Below are 21,996 nucleotides of genomic sequence, written 5' to 3'. Positions count from 1 at the left end.
TTCGCCCCGTTATATATTTATGAGACTGGCTGCAGGCAAACCGCTCAGGCCGGCTCCGCCGCCCGGCGCAGCAAACCGTAATGCACCTGGCCGGCCTTGGCCCGCTTCAGCACCTCCCAGCCCGGCAGCTCTTCGGGCCAACGGCGGCTTTCGATATACGCCAGGCCGTCCTCACTCATCACCTGAGCCAGCAAAGGCAAAACCTGCGTCAGCAAATCGGTGTCGAACGGCGGGTCGACGAAGACGACGTCGAAACGATCGCGGCAGCCCTTCAGATAGGCCAGGGCATCGAACTGCGCCACATCGATGCTCGCGGCGGACAATAACTGCCGGTTGGCTTTCAAGGACTCGGCGACCACGCGGGATTTCTCCACCATCACCACGCGCCGCGCCTCGCGCGAAGCCGCCTCAAAGCCCAGAGCCCCGCTTCCGGCGAAAAGATCCAGGCAGGATTTGCCGTACAGCTGCTGGCCCAACCAGTTAAACAAAGTCTCCCGCACACGGTCCGGCGTTGGCCGTAAACCCTGAGCGTCGGGAAACGGCAATAGCCGGCGCCGATACTCGCCACCGATGATTCTGACCGTGTTACGCGACTGACTCATAATTCCAAGCTCAAAAAACAAGGGGCTGAGTGTAACCCGATCCGAGCCGTCGCGCCTCATTGTCGCGCAAACCGGTCGCCATCTGTCGCCGCTCACGCCACAAAAAGCCGTCTATTCCTTATATATAGATTTCAACGATGCGGCGCCTCCGTCTCCCGCCGCGCAGCAACAATTGGGTAAGCACCTCCATTTGAGGATACAATTTAGCCATTTACCGAATTCCGCCGGCCTTTACGCATGTTTAGCTTCTTCAAAAGAAAAACCCAATCCGAGCCCACGCCTCCGGCAACCGCCCCAGCGGAGCCGATGGCCGATATCCAGCCCGCCGCGCTGCCCGATGCGGACGCGCCAGCCACCCAGTCCGAAACGCGGACGCCCGAGCCGCAGCAAGCGCAGCCCGAGCCGACGCCCCCGACGCCCGCCCCCATCGCACCGGCTTCGCCGCCGGCGGCCGAGCCGCTTGAAGCCGAGCCGCTCTCGCTGAAGAAAATGAGCTGGGCCGAACGCCTGAAGACCGGCTTGTCCAAAACCCGCGACAAGCTGGGCAAATCCCTGGCCGGCCTGTTTGGCGGCGGCAAGATAGACGAGGAGCTGTACGAAGAGCTGGAAACCGTGCTGCTCACCGCCGACATGGGGGTGGACGCCACCCTGCACCTGCTTGGCGACGTGCGCGAGCGCGTTTCGCTGAAAGGACTGAAAGACGCCTCGGAACTGAAAGACGCGTTGAAGGATTCGCTCGGCGACCTGATCTCGCCGCTGGAAAAGCCGCTGGACGTCAGCGGCAAGAAACCTTTCGTCATCATGATGGCCGGCGTCAACGGCGCCGGCAAGACCACGTCGATAGGCAAGCTGGCCAAGTACTATCAGAGCCAGGGCAAGAGCGTGCTGCTCGCCGCCGGCGACACCTTCCGCGCCGCCGCGCGCGAACAGCTGATGGCCTGGGGCGAACGCAACAACGTCACCGTGATCGCCCAGCAAGGCGGCGACTCCGCCGCCGTCTGCTATGACGCGATCCAGGCCGCGGTCGCCCGCGGCATCGACATCGTGCTGGCCGACACCGCCGGCCGCCTGCCCACCCAGTTGCACCTGATGGAGGAAATCAAGAAGGTGAAGCGGGTGATCCAGAAAGCCTTGCCCGACGCGCCGCATGAAATCATCCTGGTGCTGGACGCCAATATCGGCCAGAACGCCATCACCCAGGTCAAGACCTTCGACGACGCCCTCGGCCTGACCGGGCTGATTCTGAGCAAGCTGGACGGCACGGCCAAGGGCGGCGTGATCGCGGCCATCGCCAAGCAACGTCCGGTTCCGCTGCGTTTTGTCGGCGTGGGCGAAAGCATAGACGACCTGCGGCCGTTCAAGGCCAAGGACTACATCGACGCGCTGTTCGACTGAACGCATCAGCCATTGCAAGCTCTCACTCTTGCCGTCACCAGCTAACGCGGGAACAGAATAATGATCCAGTTCGACCAGGTCACCAAGCGCTACCCAGGTGGCAATGAAGCCCTGAAAAACCTGTCTTTCAACATTGACACCGGCGAGATGGTCTTCCTCGCCGGCCATTCCGGCGCCGGCAAGTCCACCTTGCTCAAGCTGATCGCCGGCATAGAGCGCGCCACCGCGGGCGGCGTCGTCGTCAACGGCCAGAACCTGTCCAAGCTGCGCTCCAGCCAGATCCCCTATGTGCGCCAGCACATCGGCCTGGTGTTTCAGGACCACAAGATCCTGTTCGACCGCAGCGTGTTCGACAATGTGATGCTGCCGCTGGACATCATCGGCTTCGATCGCCGCGACGCCGCCAAGCGCGTGCGCGCCGCGCTGGACAAAGTAGGCCTGCTCGGCAAGGAAAAGAGCATGCCTATCCGCCTGTCAGGCGGCGAGCAGCAGCGCCTGTGCATCGCCCGCGCCGTGGTGCACCGCCCCAGCATCCTGCTGGCCGACGAACCTTCCGCCAACCTGGACCGCGCCTATGCGCTGGACATCATGGAATTGTTCAAATCCTTCCACCAAGTGGGCGTCACCGTATTGATCTCCGCTCACGACGAGACCCTGATGGAAGACTACGGCCGCCGAATCATTCGCCTGCGGGAAGGACAATTTGCCGCATGAAACATTATCTCTATCTGAACTGGCAAAGCGCCAAACTCGCGCTGATCAAGATTCTGCGGCAACCTTTCGGCAGCCTGCTGACCTTGCTGATGCTGTCGCTGGCGCTGGCCTTGCCGCTCTCGCTTTATCTGGCCGTCAGCAGCGTGCAAGACTGGGTGGGCCGGCTGAGCGCCACGCCGCAAGTCACCCTGTTCATGGAGCAGTCATCGGAAGAGGCGGACCTGGCCGCGGTGACCTCCACGCTGACGCATCATCCCAAAATCAAGAGCTACAGCTTCGTCAGCAAGAGCAAGGCGCTGGCCGATATGGAAAAGCGCAACGGCCTGCCGGGCCTGGCCGACGGTCTGGACAGTAATCCGCTGCCGGACGCCTTCGTGGTCACGCCGAAGGCGCTGGAGCCGCGTGAGCTGGAGATGCTGCAAAAAGAGCTCTCCGGCCTGCCCATGGTGGAACAGGCGCAATTCGACGCGGACTGGGCCAAGCGTTTGTACGGCATGGTGGAAATGGGCAAGCATCTAACCTGGTTCATGGCCATCGCCCTGGGCCTGGCGCTGGTGCTGGTGACCAATAACGCGATCCGGATGCAAATCCTGGCGCGCCAGGACGAAATCGAGGTGTCCAAATTGATAGGCGCGCCGGACAGTTTCATCCGCCGCCCCTTCATGTACCACGCGATGTGGCAAGGCATCCTGGCCGGCTTGGCCGCCTGGGCGCTGACCGGTTGGCTGACCTCGGTGGCCAATCCGGCGATTCGCGAATTCGCCCAGTTGTACGGCGAACGGGTGGAACTGCGCAATCTGAACCCGATCGAACTGGCAGTCGCCGTCGCCGTCTCCGCCCTGCTGGCGATGCTGGGCGCCCGCCTCGCCTCCGACCATCATCTGCGCAAGATAGAACCCAAATGAAACGCGGCCGCTTACACGCGCATGTAAGCGGCGCAACAACTGTTAATCAGAGCAAACGGCGTCGGCGCACCGGCTGCGCTACTATCGAGACGATAGAAAAAATCATTGACGCTGGAACCTTTCATTGCTAGCACTCTCCATATACGAGTGCTAACATATCACTACCCAAGGAGGTAGTTATACAGATGACCACAACATTTGCTTTGCCCGTCCCGTCCACCAGCGGCAGCCTGGAGCAATACATCCAAGCTGTGAACAGCGTACCCATGCTGACGCCTGAGCAGGAAAACGAGCTTGCAACGCGCTTCCAGGAGCAAAACGACCTGGAGGCCGCGCGCCAGCTGGTGCTCTCGCACCTGCGCGTGGTGGTGTCGATTTCCCGCGGCTACTCCGGTTACGGCCTGCCGCAAGCCGACTTGATTCAGGAAGGCAATATCGGCCTGATGAAAGCCGTCAAACGCTTCGAGCCCGATCGCGGCGTGCGCCTGTTTTCCTTTGCCGTGCACTGGATCAAGGCCGAGATTCACGAATTCATCCTGCGCAACTGGCGCCTGGTGCGCATCGCCACCACCAAGCCTCAGCGCAAGCTGTTCTTCAACCTGCGCAGCATGAAGAGCAGTTTCTCCGCGCTGTCGGAAAACGAGGCCCGCCAAATCGCTGCCGATCTGGGCGTCAAGCCGGAAGAAGTCCGCGAGATGGAAACCCGCATGAGCGGTCAGGACATCGCCTTGCTGGCGGACGACAACGACGACGACGGCTACGCGCCGATCGACTGGCTGGCCGATCATCACAATGAGCCCACCCGCGAGATGGAGCGCCGCGCGTTCGATCATCTGCAGACCGAAGGCCTGCAACAGGCTTTGGCCACGCTGGACCCGCGCAGCCGCCGCATCGTTGAAGCGCGCTGGCTGGCCGACGACAGCGGCTCCACGCTGCACGAGCTGGCCGCCGAATTCGGCGTGTCCGCCGAGCGCATCCGCCAGATTGAAGCCAAGGCTTTGGGCAAAATGAAGACCGCCCTCAGCCAAGGCGTGGTGATAGAAGGCTAAGCGTCTTCCGCTCAATAAAAAACCACAGGCCTCAGCCTGTGGTTTTTTTGTGTCCCGAGCACTAGAAAGCGCTTACTCCAACATGGTCTGGTACTTCGCCGGCAGCTTGGCATAGGCCTCGCGGGCCACCGCGCGCAGAGGCTCCCATTCCGCCCTGTCATCGTCCAGCGTACCCAGAAACACGCCGGCGTAAGTGGGGAACGATGCCAGCGTCGTCCGCAAGGTCTGCTCCGCCTGAACCTGCCTCCCCGCCAAGATTTCCAACTGCGCGCGCTTCAGCATCACTTCCGGATAAGGACGGAACGCGGTCAGCCGGTTCTCCAGCGTCAGCTTGCGCTCAAGTTGCTCCGGCCCTACTTTCAAGTAGTCGTCCACGGTGTAAAGCGCATGGTAGGCGAACAGCGGCTTGGTGTCCGCGATCTCGATCAGACGCTCCATCCGCGTTGCATCGCGCTTGGCGTCATTGGTCGGCGTATACAAGCCCACCAGCTCCCAGAACATCGACAGACTGCTGATCGACAGCCAACCCACCCAGACCAGCGCCGCGAACAGCGGCAGACGCAGCGGCCAAGCCAATTGCCTATCGCCGCGCGGCGCCATTGCGGCGAAGATCACCAGCATTGCCAGGAAGTAGTAATACCACAGCGGATACTCCAACATGCTGTGCGTCAGCGTCACCGCCAGGCAGCCCAAAGCCAACACCCCTTCCAGAGTGGCGCGCCGGCCAAAGAACGGCCACAGCGCCCAGGCAAAACCGCCGACGATCAATAAGGTGGCCACGCCGCCCATCTCGGCCAGCAATTGCAGCACCAGATTATGGGAGTTGGTGAACAAACCGCTATTGAAACCGGATGCGGCGAATTGCGGCAGCGGCTGCAAACGCACGCTCTCCGAGGCAAACTGCGACCAACCCACACCCGTCAGCGGATGTGACAGGAAGCTCAACCATGCTTTGTGCATTTCGGCGAAACGCCGCGAACCCATATCGTCGCCATTGGCCGCCAGACGGGCCAGGCCGGAAGTGTTCTGCAAGTTTTCATGCGTCAGCCAGGAAATCAGCTGATTGAACCAAGGCAGGGCGAACTGCATCGCCAATACCACCAGGCAGGACAACCACATCGCCCACAACATCCGGCGCGACTCCGCGCTGCCGATGCGCCAATGCCAAAGCGCGGCCAGACCGGACAAGGCCAGCAGGTACAATAGAATCGTTCGCGAACCCGCCCAGCCCAACATCAAGGCCAGGCCGAGCACCAGTATCGCCAAGCCCCAACGCGGCAGCCGGCCGGCAGCGTACAAATACACGCCGGCCACTACCGACCACATCAAATAATGCGCGTATTGATTGCGCTGGCCGATGTGGCCAAAAATATTGCTGGTGGGATGCGAGCCATCGTAAAACAAGCCCAGCTCCGCGGCGTAACCGGTCAACTGAGCCACGCCTATCGCCGCCTGCACCAAGCCGCCCACAATCAAGGCCCAGGCCAACCAGACCGCGAACGGCCGCTCCCCCATTTCCTCGCGCAAGGACACGGTGACAGCCGCGAGCAAGCCCGCAGCCAGCCAGGCCAAGGCGGTGGCGTAATTCATCCCGGGGAACAAGGCCTCCACCCAGAACGGCTGCCCGGCCCACAGCAGGCCCATGGCCAGACACCACCAGGCGCTGCGCGGCATGTAGCGGAATAACAATCCGCTAGGCAACAAGAAAACCGCCGCCGCCAGCAGCAGCCAGACCACATTGATTTCGCCAAACCACTGCGGCAGCGGCACATAGTGGATGCGCGAGGCGAAAGGGAGGATGGCGATGAGGCATAGGGCCAGCATCGCCAATCGGGAGGTCGTATTTTGTAATGTCATCCCACTAGCAACATTTTGCAAAGTAAAGCGTGAAGCATACCTGATGGCGCAATAAGCTCAAGCGCCCTTCTATCAAAAAAGCGTCTTTCTGGTGACGGGCTCCACAACTGTCATCACCGCGGCATTCCGAGCTTGGTCGGAGTAGACAGCGAATCTTCCGTAAGCAGCTGCTGCATTCATGACCATGGATTGCAACGGCATAAGTTCTTTTTCAGAGCGATAAGCAAACATCAAGGCCAGCCGTGCGGAGTAGTCTGGGTAATTTGCAATCGCAATACGTAGGGTCTCTCTAGCTTGCTCTGGCTGTCGGTTTAATGCTTGTAACATACTCAGTTTCACCAAAACGGCAGGATATGGACGATAGTTGGCGATTCGTTCAAAAAAAGCTAATTTTATAGACAGACCCTCTCTTGAAGGCTCAAGGTAGTTTGCCATAGCCATATCTACATCCCATGACCAAAGTGGATAATTCGCAACCGAACCTAGCTCTTTAATCGCCTTTACCCTTAGAGTGCGATCTACTGGAGGCGAGCTATAACGCACCAACTTAGAATATACAAACACTCCAGAAAAAACATATGAAAAGCACAAAAAAATTATTATTAAACAATATATCGAAAGCAAGCGACTTTTAATAGAAAAGGTATAATGACCCACTGACGACAGAGAGGCTGCCACACAAAGCATCAACAAAAATGACAAGTACCACAAAGGATATTCAAACATGCTATGAATCATTAAAACCAAAACAACTCCGACCAAGAGAAAACCCTCAACAGACTGCTTACCCTTTACAAAAAACCCAAGCATCGACACCACGCCACCAATCAGTACAATCAATGTACCAACAACTCCAGATTCGGCTAAAAGCTGAAAGAAAATATTGTGGCTATGGGTGAACAAATAGCTTTCCGGCACTTTGGCAAAACCCGAAAAAACCTCCATTCTTGTGGAGGCTGCCGCAAATCCTCCAAAACCAACTCCGAACCATGGATGGCTCTTAAATATATCCCATGCCTTACTCCACTCTACTCTTCTACGGGCACCAAACCCAGCATCCAATATTCTCTCTGAGCCACTCACAGCCGCAATATTCAAACCAATTTTATTTAAAAACCAAATAATCTCATGATTAAAAAACTGCGTAAGCGACAACAGAATAACAAAACATGAAATGGCGATAGCCATGCGCTGAACTTCAACTTTTCCGCTTGAACGACGCAACCAAAACCAAACAAGAAAAATCAAGCCAACAGCATACCCCAAAGGCAAGCGAGAGCCAGTCCATGCAATCATTAGCACCAATGAAAAAAGACTAAATACAAATAAACACTTACCCAGCTTTTTAATCGAGAACAAATAACAAGCTGAAAGACTTCCCCACACCAAAAATTCAGCATACAAGTTACGCTGACCAATATTCCCCATCACATTGCCTGTTGGATTACCCGCATCAAACAAAACAAATCCATACATTTTTGGCGCAAGACCAAGCAACTGCAACCAACCAAGCATGCATTGTAAAAGCGCAGCCAGCAACAACCAAGTTGCCAGCAAAACAATTCCTCCTTTAAGATCTATCGAAGCATAAAATGGAATAAACAGCATTACAGCCGAAAGCAAAATTAATACAAGCCCGAATGGAAGACCATCCATTTCATACTGCAGCAAGCAATAAATCGCAAGCAGCATCGTTGTCACAAAGGCGAAAGAAACCCTTCCCTCCGCCCGATCAAACAACGCGAACAGCAAAGCCAGGCCTACGAAAACCAAAGCCAGTGCACTCGACACCCAATCCGGCAAAGGATAAAACCGTGCAAAATTAAATAACGGCAGGACAATCGCCAAAGAAATCAAATGAAAGAAAACACCAGCTCGATTTGCAACCATAGGAATCCGCAAATAATAAAGGGCTCCGAATGGAGCCCTGAAGCTTATAAACACATTTTACCTGCAGTTTGCCGGCAAATACTGAGCCGGAATCGCGTTACCACCCGCAGAGCATGTCCAAGTGACGGAACCACTGGCCAACGAACCAGTCAGGAGAAATTGATTAGCACTGCCGGTTACGCTTCCTCCTACCGTTGAAGCGTTCAGCGTCACAGTCAGCACTCCATTTGTGCCACTCAATGCATAGGCAACACTATTAACATACTTTGTGGTAGGCGAAGTAAAAGCAACGCCGGCAGCACCAGAGTTGCTAGTTGGCATTGATCCGTTCGAGATCGCCATTTCAGAAATGGCAGTTTTGGCCGCAGCCGCTGCAGACAAGCCCTCTGTCACCTTGGCTCGGACGGTATAGTCCTGATACGCTGGAATGGCAATGGCGGCAAGGATACCAATAATCGCCACAACGATCATCAGCTCAATCAGAGTAAAACCCTGTTGCGAACTCTTTCTCATGGAACTCTCTCCTAAAATGACTTTAACGACAAATTGACGGCAAATACTGAAGATTCTGCCCTTGACCCGAGCAAGTCCACTGCACCGCGCCACTGCTTGCTACACTAGGAGTAAACACTACGCTCAAACTAGGAACCGAACTTGCTTGGAACGTCGCAGTAATGATGCTCACTCCGCCTGCGATGGTTACCTGAACATCACTGACATAGTTACCAGAAAGCATGCTAGGCATCCCTGCACTGGCATTATTGGCCGGCCAAACGTTGTTTGCCAGATAAGATTCACTGACCGTGGTCTTGGCGTGATCAATAAAGTTCAAGCCTTCAGATACTTTGGAGCGAATCACGTAATCCTGATAGGCAGGTATCGCAATGGCGGCGAGAATGCCGATAATCGCAACTACAATCATCAACTCAATCAGAGTAAAACCTGCGGCGACACTCCTCATGACCAGTAGACCCCATTGTCTGGCTTGTCCCGATGTACCAGCAGAAAGCATGCCAGCATATGTGGAGCCATCATTATCCCTTTTGCACACGTTTAGTGCCCTCCTCATAAAGGAACTATGTGACGTTTTTCGTCATATTCAACCCTTAAAATCTGCTGTGATAGCATGCAGTCCTTGCCCCCTTGGAACTATTTATGAACAGCAACCAAGACTGGCTGCAACGCAGCTTCAACACCGTCTGGCACCCCTGCACCCAGATGAAGCGCCACGAGGCTTTGCCCATCGTGCCCATCGCCAGCGCCGACGGCGTCTGGCTGAGCGACTTCGACGGCAAGCGCTATCTGGACGGGGTCAGCTCCTGGTGGGTCAATCTGTTTGGCCATGGCCAGCCTCGGATCAAGCAGGCGATCAAGGATCAGCTGGACAAGCTCGAGCACGTGATGTTGGCAGGCTTTACGCATCAGCCCGTGGTGGAGCTGTCGGAACGTCTGGCCAAGCTCAGCGGCCTGGCCCACGTGTTCTATGGCTCCGACGGCGCCAGCGCCACGGAAATTGCGCTCAAGATGAGCTTCCACTATTGGCGCAACCAGGGGCAAGCGGACAAAACACGTTTCATCAGTCTGGAAAACAGTTACCACGGCGAAACCGTCGGCGCCCTGGCCGTGACCGACGTTCCCTTGTTTTCCAACACCTATGCAGGCTTGCTGAAGCCGGGCCTGCGCGCGCCGTCTCCGGACGCCCGCCGCGCGCAGCCCGGAGAAAGCGCGGCCGATGCCGCGCTCAGAGCGATCCAGGCGCTGGAAAGCCTGCTGGCCAAACACGCGGGGGAAGTGGCCGCCGTCATCGTGGAGCCCTTGGTTCAAGGCGCGGCCGGGATGGCGATGTACGATCCGCTGTATCTGAGCGAGCTGCGCCGGCTGTGCGACCAATATCAGGTGCACTTGATCGCCGATGAAATCGCCGTCGGCTTTGGCCGGACTGGCAGTCTGTTCGCCTATCAGCAAGCCGACATCACGCCGGACTTTCTCTGCCTGTCCAAAGGCATTACCGGCGGCTTCCTGCCGCTCTCCTGCGTGTTGACCAGCGGTCCGATCTACCAGGCCTTCTATCACGACGACGTCACCCGGGGTTTTTTGCATTCGCACAGCTATACCGGCAATGCGCTGGCCTGCGCCGCGGCCCTGGCGGTGCTGGATATCTTTGCGGAGGAAGATGTTCTGGCAGTCAACGCCGCCAAGGCCCAGCGCTTCAACGCGCAGATGGCGGGCTTGCGGGCACGGCCGGATGTCAGGGATTTCCGTCACTGCGGCATGATCTGGGCCTTCGAGGTCGACACCACTCGAGCCGATTTCGCCCAGGCCTGCTTTGCCGCGATGCTGCGCCGCGGATGCCTGCTGCGTCCGATCGGCAACACCGTTTACTTCATGCCGCCCTACTCGATCACCGACGAGGAAATGGCCTTCCTGATCACCGCCACCGAAGCCACGCTGGAGGAACTGGCGCGCGCATCCAACACCGCCGACGGCCAAAGCATCGCTTTGCCGTGATCCTCCTTGCCATGGCGGGGTGAGTGCCCATAGCATGCGATTTGGCAAGATTTACATTGTGAATCGCCTTGCATGCCGCCGCTCATCCTGCCAGAACAAACTATGGATCCTCTGCTGATAGATACTCAACCGGATAGTGTGGCGGCATGGCTGGAGCGGCTGCCCTTCACCGACCTGCCCGAATGCGGACGCTTATTGAGCCAGTCCCTGCAAAACCTGTCCCGGGTTCCGCTGGACAGCCATTTGCGCCACAAGCTGCTGAAGCTGTATCTAAAAGCGGTGGACCGCTATTACCCGCTGCTGGAAAACGAGATTCGGCAGCACGACAGCCTGGGCACGCCAAAAGTGCGACAGCTGGCCTTGCTCAGCGTCGAGCTGTTTGCAATGATTTTCATCACTTTCAAACAGACGCTGCACGATCGCCTTGCCAAGCGCAGCCTGCTGGATCGCGAACATCCGAAAATCGAGCTGATGGCCTACACCATGATGGCGGCGCGCCAGTTGCTAAGCATCAGCCAGCAATGTTATAGCCCGATCACGCCGGACTTCTGGTATGACTGCCACCAGCTGCATATCTTCGCCAGCAGCCGCGGCTGGCAGGACAAGGGTCTGGCCAACGACGACTCCATCCAGACCATTTATCTGCAAATTCTGCTGATGGGACTGACGCCCAGCAATCGTCTCGCCCCCACCGAGCAGGCCTTGTCGCGGCAGTTGATCTTCGACCTGGCCGCCAAGGCCCGGCTGATCCCGGTGGAAGCCTTGACTCAGCCGGTGCACGGCTATCTGGTGGACCAACAGATCGATTCCCCGCCGCGCTTTCTGCCGATTTCCGCAAGCAAATTGGGCCCCGGCTGCTTTCTGCTGGATCTGGAGCCGCTGCGCGACATTCTGGAGAAAAGCCGCGAAGCGCTGCAAAAGGCGCAGAACAATCGCCAGCAAGGCCTGATGATAGACGAGTTGCAGCTCTTGTCCCTTTTGGTGGAGGAGTGGCATCAGCCCAAACGCCGCCGCCACCCGCGGCTCAAGACCCAAACCATTATTGAAATCGTCGCCGCGCTGCCGGGCATCTGGTTCCATCGCAACGATCTGAGCTGGCAGTTACCCGGCATCGCCGCGGAAGAGGACACGCCGCGCCAACGCCCGCCGCCGCCGCCCTGCTTGCTGGCTATTTCCAACCAGAGCGACAACGGCCTGCTGCTGCACGGCCAACCGCGCGATCAATCTTTGCGCGCCGGCGAGTTGCTGCTGGTCACGCCGCCCAATCAGCCGGAAAACGCCAAGCTGGGCATCGCTCGCTGGGTCGCGCTGCGCGCGGACGGGCGGGAGATCGAATGCGGCGTGGAGTTCATCGGCGGGCCGCCCCGGCCCGCGCTGGCCGTGCCCAGCATTACCCATCCCGGCGACAGCTTTCAGTTCGTCTTGCTGCTGGCCACGCCTGCCGGCGCGCCCAAACTGCTGTTGATGGCGGGACGCCCGTATAGCCAGTTGCGCGAATTCCGCCTGCACGACGGCGAACGGGAAAGCCTGATCCGGGTGTCGCGTCTGCACGCGCAGACTCCGCTGTTCCAGATCATGGAATACCGCGACAGCGAGCATTTCTGATCCAGATCAAGCTTTTATCGTGCCGCCTGGCCGGCCGGATGCCGCGGTCCGGATCAAAGCCCTTGTAATCAACGGGCTGGCGCCATCGCTTGGTCGCCGGCGGACGCCCTCACCGCTGGAGACGGTCCGCCCCCCGCTTTTTCGGGTACACTCCCCCGCATCTATCGTTTTCGACTTATGGAGTTTTGGATGCGCTCGGTTATTCACGCCGCAGACCGGATTGTGGTCAAGGTGGGTTCCAGTCTCGTCACCAATGACGGCAAGGGCCTGGACAGGGCGGCGCTTGATCGCTGGGCCGCGGAGATCGCCGAGCTGAAGCGGCGCGGCAAGCAGGTGGTGCTGGTTTCCAGCGGCGCGATCGCCGAGGGCTGCCAACGCTTGGGCTGGACCGTACGCCCCAAGGGCGTGCACGAATTGCAGGCCGCGGCGGCGGTCGGCCAGATGGGCCTGTGCCAGGCCTACGAAACCGCCTTCCGCGGCTTTGGCCTGCAAACCGCGCAAATCCTGCTGACCCACGAGGACCTGGCCGACCGCACCCGTTACCTGAACGCCCGCTCCACGCTGACCAGCCTGTTGAACCTGAACGCGGTGCCCATCATCAACGAGAACGACACCGTGGTCACCGACGAAATCCGCTTCGGCGACAACGACACCCTGGGCGCGCTGGTGACCAATCTGATCGAGGCCGACGCGCTGATCATTCTCACCGATCAGCAAGGCCTGTACAGCGCTGACCCGCGCAAACACCCGGACGCGGAATTCATCCACGAAGCCGTCGCCGGCGAAGCCCGGCTGGAAGAGATGGCCGGCGGCGCCGGCTCCAGCGTGGGCACCGGCGGCATGATCACCAAGATTCTCGCCGCCAAGCGCGCGGCGCGCAGCGGCGCGGCCACCGTGATCGCCTGCGGCCGCGAGCATCAAGTGCTGTCGCGCCTGGCGGACGGCGAAGGCATCGGCACCCAGTTGCTGCCGCCCACCAGCCGCATGGCGGCGCGCAAGCAATGGCTGGCGGATCATCTGAAGCTGTCCGGCCGTCTGGTGCTGGACGCCGGCGCGGCGCTGGCGGTGCGGGAACGCGGCACCAGCCTGCTGCCTATCGGCGTTTGCGCAGTGGAAGGCGATTTCCTCCGCGGCGAGGCAGTGGCCTGCGTCGATCAGGAAGGCAAGGAAGTGGCGCGCGGCCTGGTCAACTACAGCTCCAGCGAAGCGCGCACCATCATGCAAAAACCCACCCGCGAGATCGAAGCCGCGCTCGGCTATATGATCGAACCGGAACTGATCCATCGCGACAATATGGTCGCGCTGTGACGGAGGCGGAGGCGCCGCGGCGCCTTCGCTCCGCTTCCCTTTTTACCCTCCCATTCTTTGAACTTAAGGATTCACGCGTATGAAAAAGCTGGCCCTTTCGGCGCTTCTGGCTCTGACTTGGGGCTCGGCAATGGCCGAGGACGTACTCCATATCTACAACTGGAACAACGCCTTGTCCGCAGACACCGCCAAGCGTTTCGAACAATCGTGCAAATGCAGGCTGGTGCAGGACTATTACGGGGACAACGAGGAAATGCTGGCCAAGCTGGCCGCCGGCGCCAAAGGCTACGACATGGTGTTTCCCACCGCCTTCGCCGTCAGCACGCTGATCAAGCAGGGCAAGACCCAGCCGCTGAACAAGGCGCTGCTGCCCAACTGGAAAAACCTCAATGCCGGCTATCTGAACTTGAACGCGCCGTTCGACGCCGGCAACAAGGTGGCCGCGCCCACCGTGGTGTCGCTGACCTTGCTAGGCTACAACGAAACCCAGTTGCAAAAAGCCGGCGTGCTGCCGCAGGCCAACAGCTGGGCGCTGATCTTCGATCCCGCGGTGCTGGCCAAGATCAAGGGCAGGGTCACCGTGCTGGATTCTCAGCGCGAACTGATGTCCGCCGCCCTGCTCTATCTGGGCAAGGACGCCAACTCCGTCCAGCCAGCAGACTGGAAGGCCGCGGCCGGCGTGATCCGCAAAGCCAAGCCCTATTGGGCCGCCTTCAACAACCAGAGCTATATCAAAGAGCTGACCGTCGGCAATATCTGGGTGGCACACGGCTATTCCAACGATCTGTTCCAGGCGCAGCAGGACGCGCAGCACGCCAAACGCCCGTTCAAGCTGGCTTACCAGCCGCAGAAAGAAGGCAATATCCTGGCGGTGGACAATATGGTGGTGTTGAAGGACGCCCCGCGTCCGGACCTGGCGCACCGCTTCATCAATTTCATGCTGGACGGCAAGAACGCCGCCGAGATTTCCAACCAGATCGGCGCAACCAATCCGGTCAAGGCGGCCGAGGCCTTCTTCAAACCGCAGATCAAGGCCAATCCGGTGATCATGCTGGAGCCGGCCAAGGGCAAATACGTGGCGCTGAAAGATCTGGACGTGAAATCCCGCCGCGATCTGAACCGCTTGTGGTCGCAAATCAAGATCGGCCGCTGAGCCGCCCCGCGCCCCGCGCTTCAAAGAAAAATCCCGGTCATGGACCGGGATTTTTTTCATTCGTCGGAGGCCTGCTCGCCTTTGCGCATCTCCACCGCCTTCATGATCACATAGGCCAGCATCGCGCACAGGAAGAACAACAACATCACCCAGGCAATCGAGCGCAGGGTGTCGATGAAAGTATTGAACAGCTCCAGCAACCAGCGTTCGCCGGTCAGCTCCATCACCGTGCTGCCCTTGCCCGCCGCCGGCGGCAGATACTTCTCCAGCGCCCACTGCCGCACGCCGCCGGACACGCCGGTGACCACGATGGCGAAGAAAATGTACTTGCGCCAGGCATCGGTCAAATCCCGTCCCAGGACTCGCGCCAGAATCTTGTTGACCGCCGGATCGAAAAAGCGCGCGGTGAAAATCGAAGTGGCGATCGCCACCGCCAAGGTCAGGCCGAACAAAGCGTAGAACATAATCATCCCCCGCCGCAGCGGAATGCGTGAAAGCAGGCATTGTACGCCCGCGCGGCGGCGGCGGCGATCAAGGGATGGCCATGCTGCTGCGCGCAAGCGACAGCGCCGGCCGGCGCGTCAATCCCGCAACGGCAGCCCAAAGTGCTGATAGGCCAACGCCGTCGCCATCCGGCCGCGCGGAGTGCGCTGCAGATAGCCTTGCTGAATCAGGAAGGGCTCAATCACATCTTCTATGGTGTCGGTGGATTCGCCGATGGCGGCCGCGACGTTGTCCAGCCCCACCGGCCCGCCGGAGAACTTCTCCAGAATGGCCTGCAGCAGTTTGCGGTCCATGACGTCCAGGCCGGCCGGGTCCACGTCCAGCATCGCCAGCGCGGCGTCCGCCACCTGGGCGCTGACCACCCCGTCGGCCCGGACCTCGGCGTAATCCCGCACCCGGCGCAGCAGCCGGTTGGCGATGCGCGGCGTGCCGCGGCTGCGGCGCGCCACTTCGAACGCGCCGTCGTCGGCCAGCTTGACGTTCAACAAGCCGGCAGAACGGCTGACGATGCGGGTCAGTTCCTCCGCGTTGTAGAACTCCAGCCGCGCGACGATGCCGAAACGGTCGCGCAGCGGATTGGTCAGCATGCCGGCGCGGGTGGTGGCCCCCACCAGGGTGAACGGCGGCAGATCGATCTTGACCGAACGCGCCGCCGGCCCCTCGCCTATCATGATGTCGATCTGATAATCCTCCAGCGCCGGATAGAGGATTTCCTCCACCACCGGGCTCAGCCGGTGGATCTCGTCGATGAACAGCACATCGTGCGGCTCCAGATTGGTCAGCAAGGCGGCCAGATCGCCCGCCCGCTCCAGCACCGGCCCCGAGGTCTGGCGCAAATTCACCCCCATTTCGCGGGCGACGATGTGCGCCAGCGTGGTCTTGCCCAGGCCGGGCGGGCCGAACAGCAGCACGTGGTCCAGCGCTTCGTTGCGGCGCTTGGCCGCTTCGATGAAGATTTCCAGCTGTTCGCGCGCCTTCTTCTGGCCGACGTACTCGTCCAGCTGCTTGGGCCGCAAGGCGCGCTCCAGCGCCTCCTCCTGGCTGGACAGGCTTTGCTGGGTGACGATGCGCGGCTCGGGCGCGCCGCCGTACAGGTTGTCGGTTTCAATCATGGTGTCAGCCGCCGGCCAAAAAAACGAATGCCCAATCTTACCACCGCGCTATAATCGCCGCTGGCCCGCCCATCATCGCGGGCCAACGCAACGTCTTCAGGGCGGGGTGCAATTCCCCACCGGCGGTATGATCGCAAGATCGAGCCCGCGAGCGCTTCCGCTTCCCGGCGGAAGGTCAGCAGATCTGGTGATAGGCCAGAGCCGACGGTAATAGTCCGGATGAGAGAAGACGACATGGCCGCCTGCCGCGCTACGCGCGGCCGCGGCGTGTTCGCTGCGCGCTAGTGCGCGCGGGTTGGCTTGCGCCGGCCCTTTTCACGCCCTGGAACCTGTTTCTCAAACGACCCGAGGACCGTTTCCATGAGTATCGCCACACACCCCGACATCTTGTCCCAACGCGTAGAGGCGGCGCTGAACGCCTTGCGCCGCGGCCTGCCAGTCATCGTTCCCGATGATCACGACCGCGAGAACGAGGCCGACCTGATCCTGGCCGCCGACGCGCTGAGCGAGGCCGAAATGGCGCGTCTGATCCGCGATTGCAGCGGCATCGTCTGCCTGTGCCTGACCGCCGAGCACGCCGCCCGGCTGCAATTGCCGCCGATGACGCAACGCAACGGCAGCCGCTACGGCACCGCCTTCACCGTCAGCATAGAAGCCGCCCAGGGCGTGTCCACCGGCGTATCCGCCGCCGACCGGGTGCGCACCATCCAGGCCGCCGTCCACCCGCAGGCGCAGGCGGGCGACGTGGTCAGCCCCGGCCATGTCTTCCCGCTGGTGGCCGCCGCCGGCGGCGTGCTGAGCCGCCGAGGCCATACCGAGGCCGCGGTGGAACTGGCGCGCCTGGCCGGCTTCCAGCCCGCCGGCGTGCTCTGCGAGCTGATGAACCCCGATGGCAGCATGATGCGCGGCGCGCAAATCGCAGACTACGCTCAAACGCACGCGCTGCCCGTTCTGAGCGTGGCTGAACTGGCTGAATGGATTTCCCGCCAGAACTTAGCCGCCGCTCCGCTGTCTGCTTGATCTTTGCCCTTAGCCGCGGGCCTGCGCCCGCGGCGTCGACGCCGACCCCATCATGCTTCGTTTCGTTTCATTCCGCAGCCTGTTGCTGGCCAGCTTTCTGATCGTCGCCGTCGTGCCCTCGGCCGTGCTGATCCAGCTGCGCAACGAGCTGGGACACGCCGCCTCCACACTGCGCTCGCATCAGGAGCAAGCCAAGGAATGGCTGGACGCCAACCGCGTGTCGCGCGAGCAATCCATTCAATTCGAACGCGCCACCCGCCAGGCTCAAATCCTGAAAGACCGCGCACTGGCCAAAACCGCCGCCGGCGCCTGGCAGGAGATCGAGCTGGCGCAACGCAAATTGCAACGCGGCGACGACGACGAGTTGACGCTCAGCGCCCGGGCCATTCTGGCGATCCAGCCGCAACTCCAGGCCCTGCCGGCGCGCGCCGGCGCGCAACGCGACCGCTTGTTCCGCCAGCTGGACCTGCACCTGACCGCGCAAGGCCAATTGATCAACCGCCAACTGGAACAAAGCCAGCGCCAATGGCAGGACTCGATCACGGAAATGCGCCGCACCGCCGACCGCCTGGCCTGGCTGTCGCTGGCCTCCGCGCTGGCGCTGGCGCTGGCGATGACCTTGTTGATCAGCTGGCCGCTGCGCAAGCTGCAAGCCAAGATCGCGCGGATGAGCGACGGCGCGCGGCTGCAGGACTGGCGCCAGTCCGGCCCCGCCGACCTGCAGCGTCTGGCGCGCGAGCTGGCCCAGCTAGACCGCCGGCTGGCGGCGCTGGAAGAACAGAAAGGCCGTTTCTTCCGCCAAGCGTCCCATGAGCTGAAAACGCCGCTGGCCGCCATCCACGAAGCCGCCGCGCTGCTGCGCGAAGAAGTGATAGGACAGCTGTCCGCGCAGCAGCAGGAGATCGTCGCTATCCTGCAAAACAATGCGCAAACCCTGCGTCAGCGCGTGGAAGCCTTATTGCGCTATGATGCCGGCCAATGGCTGTCCGAGACGCTGACCGTGGAAACCTTCGACCTGCCGGCGCTGATTGCGGAGCGGCTGCAGGCCAGCCGTCCGCTATTGCAGGCCAAACGCCTGGCCGCCGACGTCCTGGGCGACGCGGACCGGGTCAACGGCGACCGCTCCAAAGTGGAAACCATTTTGGACAATCTATTGATCAACGCCATCCGCCACAGCCCCGCCGGCAGCGCCTTGAGCCTGCGCCACGGCCGCGACGCCGGCGGCGTCTGGCTGGAAATCCGCGATCAAGGCCCCGGAGTGTCGGACGCCTATCGGGAAAAAATTTTCGAACCGTTCTGGAGCGGCTCGCCGCCGCCGGGCGAACTGCCCGGCACCGGGCTGGGCCTGGCGATGGCGCGCGGCTTCGCCCAATTGATGCGCGGCGAACTGACGCTGGAATCCAAACCTCAGGCCGGCGCCTGCTTCCGCCTGCAGTGGCCGGAACCGGAGAACAAAACATGAAGACATCTCGCTTTTGGGCTCTCAACGCGCGCCGGCTGCTTTGGCTGTGCGGCCTGCTGGCCCTGAGCGCCTGCGCTCATCAAGGCCAGCCGGTCGCCGTGCCCGCCGCGCCCATCATCCGTTGCCCGGACGCCAACCAGATCCTGCTGCTGCTGAGCCAGACGCGGGAAATCCAGGCGCTGAGCCTGGCCGGACGGGAAAGCTGCGGCAGCGCCCGCTTGCTGACTCTGCTGCAACAGGCGCAGACGGCGGAGAACCGCGCCGATGTTCAAAAACTGCAGGCCCAATTGGAAAGTCTGCTCGCCAAAACCGATAATCTGGACCCGGCCAGCCAGGGTCTTGCGCGGCTGCCGCTTCAACAGCTGCAGGAAAGACGCAAGCTGGCGGAAGCGCTGGAACGACAGCAGGCGCAGAACCGCGATCTGCAAAAACGCTACGACGACTTGAACGGCAAGCTCAACGCCTTGCGCGAAGTCGAGCGCGAACTCCAGCTGAAACCCAGCAAAACCAAAGGAGGCCAACCATGAGCGCCATCGCCCGCATCGTCTTGGTGGACGACGATCCCGATTTGTTGCGCTTGCTCGGCCTTCGCCTCGGCGCCGCCGGCTACGAGGTCGAAGCGCTGGACAGCGCCGAAGCGGCCTTGAACGCGCTGGCGGCCCGCCGCGCCGACTTGCTGCTGACGGACTGGCGCCTGCCCGGCATGGATGGTCTGGAACTGTTTGAGCAAGTCCGCCAGCGCTATCCCGCGATGCCGGTGATTCTCCTGACCGCCCACGGCACGGTGCCGGACGCCGTGGAAGCGGTCAGCCGCGGCGTGTTCGGCTATCTGGTCAAACCCTTCGACGGCAAGGCGCTGCTGGACAAGGTGGCCCAAGGGCTATCGCTGGCGGGCCCCGGACGCGCGGTCGATCAGGCCGCGGCCGGCTGGCGCTCCGGCCTGGTCAGCCGCAGCCCGGCGATGGAGGAACTGCTGGCCGAGGCCCGCATGGTCGCCGCCACCGGCGCCAGCGTGCTCTTGCGCGGCGAAAGCGGCACCGGCAAGGAAGTGCTGGCCAAGGCCATCCACCTGGCCAGCCCGCGCGCCGGCCAGCCCTTCATCGCGGTCAACTGCGGGGCGATTCCGGACAATCTGCTGGAAAGCGAGTTGTTCGGCCATGAAAAAGGCTCGTTCACCGGCGCCAACGCGCGCCAGACCGGCCTGATCCAACAGGCGGACGGTGGCACCCTGTTCCTGGACGAGATCGGCGATATGCCGCCGCCGCTGCAGGTCAAACTGCTGCGCGTGCTGCAAGAGCGCGAGGTGCGTCCGGTCGGCGCGACGCGGGCGACCCCGGTGGATATCCGTCTGGTGTCGGCCACGCATCGCGAGCTGGAAGCGCTGATTCAGGAAGGCAGCTTCCGAGAGGACCTGTTCTACCGCCTGAACGTGGTGTCTCTGCGCCTGCCGCCGCTGGCGGAACGCCGCGAAGACATTCCTCTGCTGGCCGCGCATTTCCTGGAAAAAATCGCCACCCGCTATCAAAAGGCCGTCAGCGGTTTCGCCGCCGACGCGCTGGAATACCTGAGCGCGGCGCCCTGGCCGGGCAATATCCGACAATTGGCCAATGTGGTTGAACAATGTTGCGTGCTGACCACCGGCTCTCTGGTAACGCTGGCGCAAGTACAGAAAGCCGTCGCCAGTGAAGAAAGCGCGATTCCGACGCTGGCGGAAGCCAAGCGGCAATTCGAACGCGACTATCTGGAACGCCTGTTGCGGCTGACCGGCGGCAATGTCAGCGACGCCGCGCGCCTGGCGGACCGCAACCGCACCGAGTTTTACCGCTTGCTGCAAAAACACGAACTGACGCCGGCCGCCTTCAAGCTGGAATAAGCGCGGCGACGCGATCGGCGTGACGGAAACGGAGCGCCTCTACGCCTGTCGCCGATCGGCGACAGGCAAAATCCCAAGCAAATCAAAGCCCTGCCCATCTCCACCGACATTCTGTCGCCTAACGGCGACAGAATGGCCGCTTCCTGCAAGCGAACTCAAGCCAAAAAAAGCACAAGGCTTTGAAAAATAAGAAAAAACCAAAGCTGGCACGCCTTTTGCCATAGGGAAAGCGCAAATGATCGAAGCGCGGCAGACTCAAGCGCAAGCGATGTGACTCACTCTCTCGAAAAGGTTAATCCCATGAAGAAATCCACTCTTGCCATTGCTCTGATGACTTCCCTGTTCGCCGGCGCCAGCTGGGCGGCTCAAGACGCCAGCGCTCCGGCTGAACAAGCTCAACGCGCCACCGCCGCCAAGGGCGACGCCAGCGCCCCGGCCGAACACGCTCAACGCGCCACCGCCGCCAAGGCTGACGCCAGCGCCCCGGCCGAACAAGCTCAACGCGCCACCGCCGCCAAAGGCGACGCCAGCGCCCCGGCCGAACAAGCTCAACGCGCCACCGCCGCCAAGGCTGACGCCAGCGCCCCGGCTGAACAAGCTCAACGCGCCACCGCCGCCAAGACTGACGCCAGCGCACCGGCTGAACAAGCTCAACGCGCCACCGCCGCCAAGGGCGACGCCAGCGCACCGGCTGAACAAGCTCAACGCGCCACCGCCGCCAAGGGCGACGCCAGCGCCCCGGCCGAACAAGCTCAACGCGCCACCGCCGCCAAAGGCGACGCCAGCGCGGCTGAAGCCCTGATCGCCGAAGCCGCGCCGAGCGCCGCCGCCGGCCTGAATCAGGCGGTGCAGGAAGCTGTGACCAAAGCCGCAGCCCAGGTTGGCGCCAATATCCAGACCAGCGTGAAGGCGGGCGAAGTCACCCTGAGCGGCACCGCGCCCAGCGAAGAAGCGCTGCGCCGCGTAGCCGAAGAAGCCTCCCGCGTGCCGGGCGTGACCGCGGTTCGCACCAACGTCACCCTCAAAGCCGCAGGCTAAA

Annotated in this window: 20 protein-coding genes and 1 riboswitch; of the genes, 13 read left to right on the top strand and 7 right to left on the bottom strand. The window is 61.1% G+C overall.

The annotated features are described in order from the left end of the window. Positions 1–44: 44 nt before the first annotated feature. Entirely contained in the window at positions 45–602 is a 558-nt protein-coding gene (rsmD, locus tag QUG03_RS15540; RefSeq protein WP_107797926.1) for a 16S rRNA (guanine(966)-N(2))-methyltransferase RsmD, read from the bottom strand. 237 nt (positions 603–839) lie between these two features. Here rsmD and ftsY point away from each other — a divergent pair, with 237 nt between their 5' ends. From ftsY to rpoH, 4 genes are all read left to right on the top strand, one after another. After that, complete coding sequence (gene ftsY, locus QUG03_RS15535; RefSeq protein WP_500820370.1) at positions 840–1,997, top strand: signal recognition particle-docking protein FtsY; 1,158 nt, start codon at positions 840–842, stop codon at positions 1,995–1,997. 60 nt (positions 1,998–2,057) lie between these two features. Further along, entirely contained in the window at positions 2,058–2,711 is a 654-nt protein-coding gene (gene ftsE, locus QUG03_RS15530; RefSeq protein ID WP_043592279.1) for a cell division ATP-binding protein FtsE, read from the top strand. Then, complete coding sequence (gene ftsX / locus QUG03_RS15525) at positions 2,708–3,616, top strand: permease-like cell division protein FtsX (RefSeq protein ID WP_107797924.1); 909 nt, start codon at positions 2,708–2,710, stop codon at positions 3,614–3,616. The genes ftsE and ftsX overlap by 4 nt, the downstream gene beginning before the upstream one ends. 185 nt (positions 3,617–3,801) lie before the next feature. Then, the gene (gene rpoH / locus QUG03_RS15520; RefSeq protein ID WP_107797923.1) at positions 3,802–4,665 is read left to right on the top strand and encodes an RNA polymerase sigma factor RpoH; all 864 of its coding nucleotides are present in this window, start codon (positions 3,802–3,804) and stop codon (positions 4,663–4,665) included. A 72-nt stretch (positions 4,666–4,737) separates the two neighbouring features. Here rpoH and QUG03_RS15515 read toward each other — a convergent pair whose 3' ends face one another. The 4 genes from QUG03_RS15515 to QUG03_RS15500 form a co-directional block, all read right to left on the bottom strand. Next, the gene (locus QUG03_RS15515; RefSeq protein ID WP_500820369.1) at positions 4,738–6,489 is read right to left on the bottom strand and encodes a PglL family O-oligosaccharyltransferase; all 1,752 of its coding nucleotides are present in this window, start codon (positions 6,487–6,489) and stop codon (positions 4,738–4,740) included. A 105-nt stretch (positions 6,490–6,594) separates the two neighbouring features. Then, positions 6,595–8,412 carry a PglL family O-oligosaccharyltransferase gene (locus QUG03_RS15510; protein ID WP_500820368.1) on the bottom strand — a complete coding sequence of 606 codons (1,818 nt, stop codon included), beginning with the start codon at positions 8,410–8,412 and terminating at the stop codon, positions 6,595–6,597. A gap of 57 nt (positions 8,413–8,469) precedes the next feature. After that, on the bottom strand, positions 8,470–8,925 hold the full coding sequence (locus QUG03_RS15505; protein WP_500820367.1) for a pilin: 456 nt from the start codon (positions 8,923–8,925) through the stop codon (positions 8,470–8,472). Positions 8,926–8,947: 22 nt separating this feature from the next. Continuing rightward, on the bottom strand, positions 8,948–9,463 hold the full coding sequence (locus QUG03_RS15500) for a pilin (RefSeq protein WP_500820366.1): 516 nt from the start codon (positions 9,461–9,463) through the stop codon (positions 8,948–8,950). A gap of 104 nt (positions 9,464–9,567) precedes the next feature. Between QUG03_RS15500 and QUG03_RS15495 the strand changes: the two genes are divergently transcribed. The 4 genes from QUG03_RS15495 (at position 9,568) to QUG03_RS15480 (ending at position 14,986) form a co-directional block, all read left to right on the top strand. Continuing rightward, positions 9,568–10,920, top strand: coding sequence for an adenosylmethionine--8-amino-7-oxononanoate transaminase (locus tag QUG03_RS15495; protein ID WP_500820365.1), 1,353 nt, complete (start codon positions 9,568–9,570; stop codon positions 10,918–10,920). A gap of 102 nt (positions 10,921–11,022) precedes the next feature. Further along, positions 11,023–12,525 (top strand): cyclic-di-GMP receptor FimW-related protein, encoded by a 1,503-nt coding sequence (locus tag QUG03_RS15490; protein WP_227106564.1) that lies wholly within the window; start codon positions 11,023–11,025, stop codon positions 12,523–12,525. A 189-nt stretch (positions 12,526–12,714) separates the two neighbouring features. Next, the gene (gene proB, locus QUG03_RS15485; RefSeq protein WP_107797916.1) at positions 12,715–13,833 is read left to right on the top strand and encodes a glutamate 5-kinase; all 1,119 of its coding nucleotides are present in this window, start codon (positions 12,715–12,717) and stop codon (positions 13,831–13,833) included. Positions 13,834–13,912: 79 nt separating this feature from the next. After that, positions 13,913–14,986 carry an ABC transporter substrate-binding protein gene (locus QUG03_RS15480; protein WP_253315590.1) on the top strand — a complete coding sequence of 358 codons (1,074 nt, stop codon included), beginning with the start codon at positions 13,913–13,915 and terminating at the stop codon, positions 14,984–14,986. A gap of 56 nt (positions 14,987–15,042) precedes the next feature. Here the strand turns inward: QUG03_RS15480 and QUG03_RS15475 are convergent, their stop codons facing one another. After that, positions 15,043–15,450 (bottom strand): hypothetical protein, encoded by a 408-nt coding sequence (locus tag QUG03_RS15475; protein ID WP_107797914.1) that lies wholly within the window; start codon positions 15,448–15,450, stop codon positions 15,043–15,045. A 117-nt stretch (positions 15,451–15,567) separates the two neighbouring features. Then, positions 15,568–16,602 carry a Holliday junction branch migration DNA helicase RuvB gene (ruvB, locus tag QUG03_RS15470; protein ID WP_253315591.1) on the bottom strand — a complete coding sequence of 345 codons (1,035 nt, stop codon included), beginning with the start codon at positions 16,600–16,602 and terminating at the stop codon, positions 15,568–15,570. An 88-nt stretch (positions 16,603–16,690) separates the two neighbouring features. After that, a riboswitch (FMN riboswitch) is annotated at positions 16,691–16,837 on the top strand. A 125-nt stretch (positions 16,838–16,962) separates the two neighbouring features. Here ruvB and ribB point away from each other — a divergent pair. The 5 genes from ribB (at position 16,963) to QUG03_RS15445 (ending at position 21,995) form a co-directional block, all read left to right on the top strand. After that, positions 16,963–17,622: a 3,4-dihydroxy-2-butanone-4-phosphate synthase gene (gene ribB / locus QUG03_RS15465; RefSeq protein WP_486636427.1), complete on the top strand. Its 660-nt coding sequence runs from the start codon at positions 16,963–16,965 to the stop codon at positions 17,620–17,622. A gap of 52 nt (positions 17,623–17,674) precedes the next feature. Beyond that, positions 17,675–19,084 carry a sensor histidine kinase gene (locus tag QUG03_RS15460; protein ID WP_500820364.1) on the top strand — a complete coding sequence of 470 codons (1,410 nt, stop codon included), beginning with the start codon at positions 17,675–17,677 and terminating at the stop codon, positions 19,082–19,084. After that, positions 19,081–19,611, top strand: a complete 531-nt coding sequence (locus QUG03_RS15455; protein WP_500820363.1) for a hypothetical protein — start codon at positions 19,081–19,083, stop codon at positions 19,609–19,611. The genes QUG03_RS15460 and QUG03_RS15455 overlap by 4 nt, the downstream gene beginning before the upstream one ends. After that, positions 19,608–20,957 (top strand): sigma 54-interacting transcriptional regulator, encoded by a 1,350-nt coding sequence (locus tag QUG03_RS15450; RefSeq protein WP_107797910.1) that lies wholly within the window; start codon positions 19,608–19,610, stop codon positions 20,955–20,957. Before QUG03_RS15455 ends, QUG03_RS15450 begins: the two co-directional genes overlap by 4 nt. A gap of 300 nt (positions 20,958–21,257) precedes the next feature. Next, on the top strand, positions 21,258–21,995 hold the full coding sequence (locus tag QUG03_RS15445) for a BON domain-containing protein (protein ID WP_500820362.1): 738 nt from the start codon (positions 21,258–21,260) through the stop codon (positions 21,993–21,995). Position 21,996 lies beyond the last annotated feature (1 nt).

This window comes from Chromobacterium sp. CCUG 30098 (assembly GCF_059916605.1).
This window is presented reverse-complemented; position numbering and strand designations above follow the sequence as displayed.